Source organism: Halochromatium sp. (genome assembly GCF_054919635.1).
On record NZ_JBUDPI010000189.1, the window covers coordinates 1 to 7,124 of the forward strand.

At 62.4% G+C, this 7,124-nt stretch carries 6 protein-coding genes and 1 tRNA gene; 4 read left to right on the top strand and 3 right to left on the bottom strand.

What is annotated here, in order from left to right; translation table 11 throughout:
- Nucleotides 1-83: 83 nt before the first annotated feature.
- Complete coding sequence (locus tag ACY693_RS11965; protein ID WP_462322053.1) at nt 84-1,034, top strand: 5-bromo-4-chloroindolyl phosphate hydrolysis family protein; 951 nt, start codon at nt 84-86, stop codon at nt 1,032-1,034.
- Between the two features lie 175 nt (nt 1,035-1,209).
- On the opposite strand, the gene ACY693_RS11970 is transcribed toward ACY693_RS11965, so the two are convergent.
- Together ACY693_RS11970 and ACY693_RS11975 are read right to left on the bottom strand one after the other, a co-directional pair.
- On the bottom strand, nt 1,210-1,563 hold the full coding sequence (locus tag ACY693_RS11970; protein WP_462322054.1) for a hypothetical protein: 354 nt from the start codon (nt 1,561-1,563) through the stop codon (nt 1,210-1,212).
- Nucleotides 1,564-1,613: 50 nt separating this feature from the next.
- Nucleotides 1,614-1,940, bottom strand: a complete 327-nt coding sequence (locus ACY693_RS11975; RefSeq protein ID WP_462322055.1) for a hypothetical protein — start codon at nt 1,938-1,940, stop codon at nt 1,614-1,616.
- A 298-nt stretch (nt 1,941-2,238) separates the two neighbouring features.
- Between ACY693_RS11975 and ACY693_RS11980 the strand changes: the two genes are divergently transcribed.
- Nucleotides 2,239-3,387: a toxic anion resistance protein gene (locus ACY693_RS11980; RefSeq protein ID WP_462322056.1), complete on the top strand. Its 1,149-nt coding sequence runs from the start codon at nt 2,239-2,241 to the stop codon at nt 3,385-3,387.
- A 30-nt stretch (nt 3,388-3,417) separates the two neighbouring features.
- On the opposite strand, the gene uvrB is transcribed toward ACY693_RS11980, so the two are convergent.
- Nucleotides 3,418-5,424, bottom strand: a complete 2,007-nt coding sequence (uvrB, locus tag ACY693_RS11985; protein WP_462322057.1) for an excinuclease ABC subunit UvrB — start codon at nt 5,422-5,424, stop codon at nt 3,418-3,420.
- Nucleotides 5,425-5,655: 231 nt separating this feature from the next.
- Between uvrB and ACY693_RS11990 the strand changes: the two genes are divergently transcribed.
- A complete protein-coding gene (locus tag ACY693_RS11990) occupies nt 5,656-6,843 on the top strand; it encodes a pyridoxal phosphate-dependent aminotransferase (protein WP_462322058.1) in 1,188 nt (395 codons plus the stop codon).
- A gap of 184 nt (nt 6,844-7,027) precedes the next feature.
- A tRNA-Asn gene (locus tag ACY693_RS11995) sits at nt 7,028-7,103 on the top strand.
- Nucleotides 7,104-7,124 lie beyond the last annotated feature (21 nt).

The window sequence follows — 7,124 nt, forward strand, 5'->3', positions numbered from 1 at the left end:
CTCGCTGCGCGTATCCTTGGCGCCTTTCTGTTGTTCTGGAGTCTAGGGCTGGTCTCCTGCCAATCCCTGTTTTTTCTGTGACCATGCGCGAATCGCAACCTCAGCTCGAAGAGCTACTCAACCGCCTTGGCGTGACCGGGCCGGCTGCGCAATGGCTGCTGGCTCGGCGTCAGGCGCTGGTGCCGGCGACCGCGCAACGGCCTGCTGTTGCGAGCAAGCGACCGCGACCGGTGCGAGCCTTGCTGCTCTGGCTGTTCTCGGCGCCGCTGCTGCTCGCCGCCCTGAGCGCGTTGGCAGCGGGACGGCTCGACGGTTTCATCGGCGATGCCTCGGCCTGGCTCTTGGTGGCACTAGCGGCAGTGCTGACGCGACGGGCATCGATTGCAACGGCTGAGTCCCTAGAACAGCGCCGATTCAGCGGCAGCGGACGGCACTGGCAGCTCCCGCTGCGCAATCTGGCTGCTGCTTCGTTGGCAGCGGGCACCTACGTGGCCGCTGTCTATGGCGTTGGGCACCTCGCCGGCGTCGGTCTTGGTTTCGCCGCCGTCGCCGTGCTCGGGTATCACCTGGTCTATGGATTGGAGCCGTTTCGGGTGGGTACGCCGCTAAGCGCTCAGGACAAGGAGTCGCGCGCCGTCATCGAGGCGCTTGCCGAGGCCGAGGATCGGCTCATCACCATCGAGCGTGCCGCAGACGCCATTGGCAATCGCGAGCTGAGTCAGCGTCTGGCGCGCATCGCCGGGCTGGGGCGAGGCATTCTCGCCCAGATCGCCGAGCGCCCGTCCGACCTGCGGCGAGCGCGGCGATTCTTGACCGTCTTTCTCGAAGGCGCCGAGCAGGTCTCTGACGGTTATGCGCGCACCCATCGCCATGCCGATTCGGCCGAGCTGGAGCAGAGCTTCCGTACCGTACTGATCACTATCGAAGAGCAGTTTCAGCGCCAGCGCGAGCGCTTACGCGAGGCCGATGTGCTCGACCTCGACGTGCAGATCGAGGTGCTGAAGAAGCAGCTTGAGCAAGAGGGGATTCGCTAGCCGCTCAATGTTGCCCGGCGATCACAAGCGCTTTGCTTGTCGATCGGCCAACTAACGAGCAGCTAGAGACGGGTTTGGTTGCGTCGGCGATTGCCGGAGCGTGCATGCCGAGACCGGCAAGGTGGTATCGGCTTCGAGACAACTGGCCGCGGGACACTCTTTGATGTCTTGCGGCTTACATATCTTGCGGCATGTAGACGTAGGCCTTCTTGACCCCTGCGCCTTTGATGGCAATGGCCTGGGGCTCAAAAAAGTTACCGAGATTGACGGCTTGTCCAGCGGGGAAGGTGCCGATCAGGACCTCGTTGCCAGTGACCTCATAGCTGCCGTCACCAGGCGGCATCTGTAGGGTGACCTGACAGGGCGAGGTCGCGCAGGTGCCGGTTTGCCCAGGTGCAACAGTGATGGCATTCGAGCCCGAGACGTGCGTCTCAGCAAGCCCTTGGCTGGCAACTAAGCCGAGGCTGGCGGCTAGCATGGCTGTCCTTAACGACAGGGCGCTGGTCGCGGGTTGGTCGATGCTCTTCATCGGTACTTCACTCCTCTGTTGGACGCGATCTGCAAGGCCGAGGGCTCGGATTATTCGACGAGGCCGATCACGCAGTCGATCGCGGCCTGGTTATCACCCATCGGATAAAAGCTGTTGATGTCGCTCGCATAGGTTGAAGCATCGATCATACCAGCGCCCAGCTTGGTGGTCTCATCGATGAAGGTGGTGTCATCGCTGCTGCTGTCGAGCAGGTAGTTGATCGGCTGCGAGCCCACGCTGAGCTTGCCACAGCGCGCCTCCACGCGATTTAGGAAGGCATTAGAGGCCGGTCCTTCAGGCGCGATGAGACTGCCACCGCACCCAGCGACGAGCAGGGTAAGACTGGCAAGAGCAGCTGGGATTCTCGCGTGCGGCATCGTGGCATCCTGATCTGAGGGTTGATGAGCCGCTTCAGTGTCCGATTGCTCCGTTTAGACGTCAAGCGATCCGGATCGAATGACGGCCTGGGATCGCAGCCTGCTTGCGCCCAGCCTGCGCGAGATCGTCGCCAGCGACCACTGATGCCGCCTTGGCAAAGCGTGGCTAGAGTAGAATCTAGGCGGAAACCGCTCAGTCGAGCCCGGTGTCATCTAGTCCAGCCCGACCCAGCCCAACTCAGCCCAGCCCAATCCACCGCAGACCAGACCAGCCCAGACCAATCAGGAGTAGCGACCGATGAGCGACAATCCCCAAGATCCCTCAGCCCGGGAATCTGCTGCCCTGGCCGATTCGCCGGCACCTGCTGTGCGCTCGGAGGTCGTTGCTCTTGCCGACGCGCCACCGGCGGAGCGAGCCGAGATCAAGGCGTTGCTGGCCGAGCTGGATCTGACCGACAGCAGCGCGATCATGCATTTTGGAGCCAAGGCGCAGCAGCAGCTGACCGCCGTATCCGACCAGATGCTCGAAGGCGTGCGCAACAAGGACACAGGCGCTGCGGGCCAGACACTGAGCGAGATGGTCGGCACCCTGCGTGGGTTTGATGTCGAGGGTCTGGACCCGAACGCAAAGCCCGGTTTCTTCAAGCGGCTGTTCGGTGCCGGCAAGCCGATCATGCGTTTCCTGCAAGAATACGAAGCGGTGCGCGACCATATCGACCGCATCACCATCGATCTCGAGCGGCACAAGACCCGCTTGCTGACCGATGTGACCTCACTGGATCGGCTCTATGACGCCAACCTCGAGTATTTCCGTGAGCTTGAGCATTACATCGCGGCCGGTGAGGCCAAGCTTGCGGAGCTAGACCAGGAGGCGATTCCGGCGTTGGCGGCCAAGGTCGAGCAGGTGGAAGACATGGTTGAAGCGCAGAATTTGCGCGATCTACGCAGTGCGCGCGACGATCTGGAGCGCCGCGTGCACGATCTTCGCCTCACGCGTCAGGTAGCGATGCAGGCCCTGCCGAGCATTCGTTTGGTGCAAGAGAACGACAAGGGCTTGATCAACAAGATCAACTCGACCCTGGTCAACACAGTGCCGCTGTGGCGCCAACAGCTGGCGCAGGCGGTGACCATCTATCGCTCGGGCCGTGCCGCCGAGACGGTCAAGGCTGCGACCGATCTGACCAACGATCTGCTCAAGGCCAACGCCGCCAACCTGAAGACCGCCAATGCCGAAGCGCGGCGGCAGATCGAGCGCGGGGTGTTCGATATCGACACCGTCAAGGAGGCCAATCGCGCCTTGATTGAGACCATCGAGGAGAGCCTGCAGATCGCGGATGAAGGCAAGCGCGCGCGCGCCGCTGCGGGTGCGGAGCTGCAGCAGATGGAGACCGAGCTGCGCAAGACCCTGGCTGCTGCCAGTGCGCCGCAGAGCAGCGATCGCGTCTAATAGCCGCTCATGAGGGGGTCTCGGTAACCCTTAGGCGGCCAGGCCGCGCGCGCGTAGCTGCTTGATCTGGTCACGCAGCGCTGCGGCCCGCTCGAACTCAAGCGCTTTAGCGGCACTGTACATGTCCTTCTCGAGGCTTTTCACCTTCTTTGCCATCTGTGTGGGCGTCAGGTCGGCGTACTCGGCCATCTCGTCGGCCACCTTGGCATAGTCACGCGCCTTCATCGGCGCACCCGGAACATGCGCTTCCATGATGTCGGCGACCGCCTTCTTGATCGTCTGTGGCGTGATACCGTTCGCCTCGTTGTGCGCAATCTGCTTGGCTCGGCGACGCTCGGTCTCATCGATCGCGCGCCGCATCGAGCCGGTGATCTCGTCGGCATAGAGGATCGCCTTGCCGTTGGCGTTGCGCGCGGCGCGGCCGATGGTCTGGATCAGCGATCCTTCCGAGCGTAGGAACCCCTCTTTGTCGGCATCGAGGATCGCGACCAAGGAGACCTCCGGCATGTCCAGCCCCTCGCGCAGCAGGTTGATGCCGACCAGCACATCAAACTCGCCCAGCCTCAGATCCCGAATGATCTCGACCCGCTCCACGGTATCGATGTCGCTGTGCAGATACCGCACGCGGATGCCGTGCTCGCCGAGGTAATCGGTCAGATCCTCGGCCATCCGCTTGGTCAATGTGGTCGCGAGCACGCGCTCGTTGCGCGCGGTGCAGACCCGGATCTCGGAGAGCAGATCGTCCACCTGAGTCGTCGCGGGGCGCACCTCGACCTCGGGGTCGACCAGTCCGGTCGGGCGCACCACCTGCTCGATGACGGCACCGGAGTGCTCGATCTCGTACTGCCGCGGGGTCGCCGAGACGTAGATCGTCTGCGGCCGGCGCGCCTCGAACTCCTCGAAGCGTAGCGGCCGGTTGTCGAGCGCCGAGGGCAATCGGAAACCATAGTCGACCAGGTTCTCCTTGCGCGAGCGATCGCCTCGAAACATGCCGCCGAGCTGCGGAACCGTCACATGGCTCTCGTCGATGACGATCAGCGCATCCTTCGGCAGATAATCGAACAGGGTCGGCGGTGGCTCGCCCGGTCCGCGACCGGACAGGTAGCGGCTGTAGTTCTCGATGCCTGAGCAATAGCCGACCTCGACCATCATCTCGAGATCGAAGATGGTGCGCTGCTCGAGCCGTTGTGCCTCCACCAGCTTATCGTTGTCACGCAGCCAGTTGAGCCGGTCCTTGAGCTCGACCTTGATCTGCTCGACCGCATTCAGGATCACCTCACGTGGCGTCGCGTAGTGGGTCTTCGGGAACACCGTGTAGCGCGGCACGCGACGCTTGGACTCGCCGGTGAGCGGATCGAACAGCGACAGGTTCTCGATCTCGTCGTCGAACAGCTCGACGCGCAGCGCCTCGTCGTCCGATTCCGCCGGGTAGATGTCGATCACGTCGCCGCGCACCCGATAGGAGCCGCGCGAGAGCTCGATCTCGTTGCGCCGGTACTGCAGCGCCGACAGGCGCCGCAGGATCGCGCGCTGGTCGATCAGATCACCTCTTGAGAGATGCAGCACCATCTTCAGGTAGGCTTCCGGATCACCGAGGCCATAGATGCTGGAGACGGTCGCGACCAGGATGACGTCCGGGCGCTCGAGCAGGGCCTTGGTCGCCGACAGGCGCATCTGTTCGATGTGTTCGTTGATCGAGGCATCCTTCTCGATATAGGTATCCGAGGCCGGCACATAGGCCTCGGGCTGGTAATAGTCGTAGTAGGAGACGAAGTACTCGACCGCGTTGTGCGGGAAGAACTCGCGCATCTCGCCGTAGAGCTGCGCCGCCAGCGTCTTGTTCGGCGCGAGTACCAGCGTCGGGCGCTGAACCCGTTCAACGACATTTGCGATGGTGAAGGTCTTGCCCGAGCCGGTGACGCCGAGCAGGGTCATCCCGGCCTCGCCGTCGTTCAGACCCTCGGTGAGACGGCGGATCGCCTCAGGCTGATCGCCGGCGGGCGGAAACTGCGAGGCAAGCTCAAAGGGTCGCGACATCAGTGACAATTGCGAATCTGGGCGGTTTGGGGTGTCAGTCAGTTCGTGGTCTGTGCAGCGCCGGTGATGCATCGTTTGTTACGCATCGCAAGGGCGGCTCTGTTTCGCTATGATCGGGTGCCCAAGGCAGAATGCCAATGTGCCTCGTCGGCGACGCTCTCATGCAGCGCTTGGCCTGCTCAACCGCGGACCATGACCCGATCAATTTGCGCTATCCGGAACTCACCACCGATGACCATCAAACTCTCCAACCGTGTCCAATCCGTTAAGCCATCGGCCACGCTTGCCATCACCGCTCGCGCCAAAGAGCTGCGGGCGGCGGGTAAGGATGTCATCGGTCTTGGTGCCGGCGAGCCCGACTTCGACACCCCGGACCACATCAAGCAGGCGGCCATCGAGGCGATCAACGCCGGCTTCACCAAGTACACCGCGGTTGACGGCACGCCTGAGCTCAAGCACGCGATCATCGATAAGCTCCAACGCGATAACGGCATCGACTATGCGCCCGAGCAGATACTGGTCTCCTGCGGCGGCAAGCAGAGCTTCTTCAACCTGGCGCAAGCGGTGCTCGACCCCGGTGATGAGGTCGTGATTCCAGCCCCTTACTGGGTCTCTTATCCCGATATGGTGCTGCTCGCTGGCGCTGCACCGGTGCTGGTGCATGCCGGTGCTGAGCAGCAGTTTAAGATCACGCCGAATCAGCTGCGCGGTGCGATGAACGAGAAGACGCGCCTGGTGGTCATCAACAGTCCGTCCAACCCGACCGGCATGGCCTATACGAGCGATGAGCTGGCGGCGCTCGGTGAGGTGCTGCGTGACTTCCCGCGTTCCCTGATTGCAACTGACGACATGTACGAGCATATCGTCTGGCCAGAGCGGCAGCCGTTCGTCAACATCATCAACGCTTGCCCAGACCTGCTACCGCGCACCTTGGTGCTCAATGGCGTGTCCAAAGCGTACTCAATGACCGGCTGGCGTATCGGCTATGCGGGTGGACCCGAATCAGTCATCAAAGCGATGAAGAAGATCCAGTCGCAGAGCACATCGAACCCGACCTCCATCTCCCAGGTCGCGGCTCAGGCCGCACTCGAAGGACCACAGGACTGCGTCAGCGAGATGTTAGCGGCCTTCAAACAGCGTCACGACCTAGTTGTCGAGCGACTCAACGCCATCCCTGGCATCGAGTGTCTGCCGACCGACGGCACCTTCTACGTCTTTCCAAAGGTGCAAGGTATGGTCGATCAGCTCGAGGATGTCCGTGACGACCTGGAGCTTGCTGAGTACCTGATCGAGAACGCCGGTGTTGCGTTAGTGCCGGGCTCGGCATTCGGCTCTCCCGGCTACGCCCGCATCTCCATTGCGACGAGTCAGCAGAACCTGGAGAACGCACTCGATCGCATCGCCAAGGTCGCGAGCTGATCGTCATCGCGAGGCATCGGATGCGCGGGGCATGCTAACGGCCTGAGCGTCACTTTCTCGGTGCCAAGCGCTGCGCCCTACAGTCAGGGAGTCTCACGCTCTTCTTGGATCGGTGACGTCCCCGCGGCAAACGGAGATCTTGACTTGCACAGGCCATGCGGCTAAAGTACGCGGCTCAGTCACTTCCCCGATAGCTCAGTTGGTAGAGCAACTGACTGTTAATCAGTGGGTCACTGGTTCGAGTCCAGTTCGGGGAGCCAATAGAAACAACGGGTTAGCTT

What these genes read in the sequence shown, in the direction of transcription:
- ACY693_RS11965 (WP_462322053.1), top strand. Translation starts at nt 84, where the DNA reads ATGCGCGAATCGCAACCTCAGCTCGAAGAGCTACTCAACCGCCTTGGC.
- ACY693_RS11970 (WP_462322054.1), bottom strand. Translation starts at nt 1,563, where the DNA reads ATGAAGAGCATCGACCAACCCGCGACCAGCGCCCTGTCGTTAAGGACA.
- ACY693_RS11975 (WP_462322055.1), bottom strand. Translation starts at nt 1,940, where the DNA reads ATGCCGCACGCGAGAATCCCAGCTGCTCTTGCCAGTCTTACCCTGCTC.
- ACY693_RS11980 (WP_462322056.1), top strand. Translation starts at nt 2,239, where the DNA reads ATGAGCGACAATCCCCAAGATCCCTCAGCCCGGGAATCTGCTGCCCTG.
- uvrB (WP_462322057.1), bottom strand. Translation starts at nt 5,424, where the DNA reads ATGTCGCGACCCTTTGAGCTTGCCTCGCAGTTTCCGCCCGCCGGCGAT.
- ACY693_RS11990 (WP_462322058.1), top strand. Translation starts at nt 5,656, where the DNA reads ATGACCATCAAACTCTCCAACCGTGTCCAATCCGTTAAGCCATCGGCC.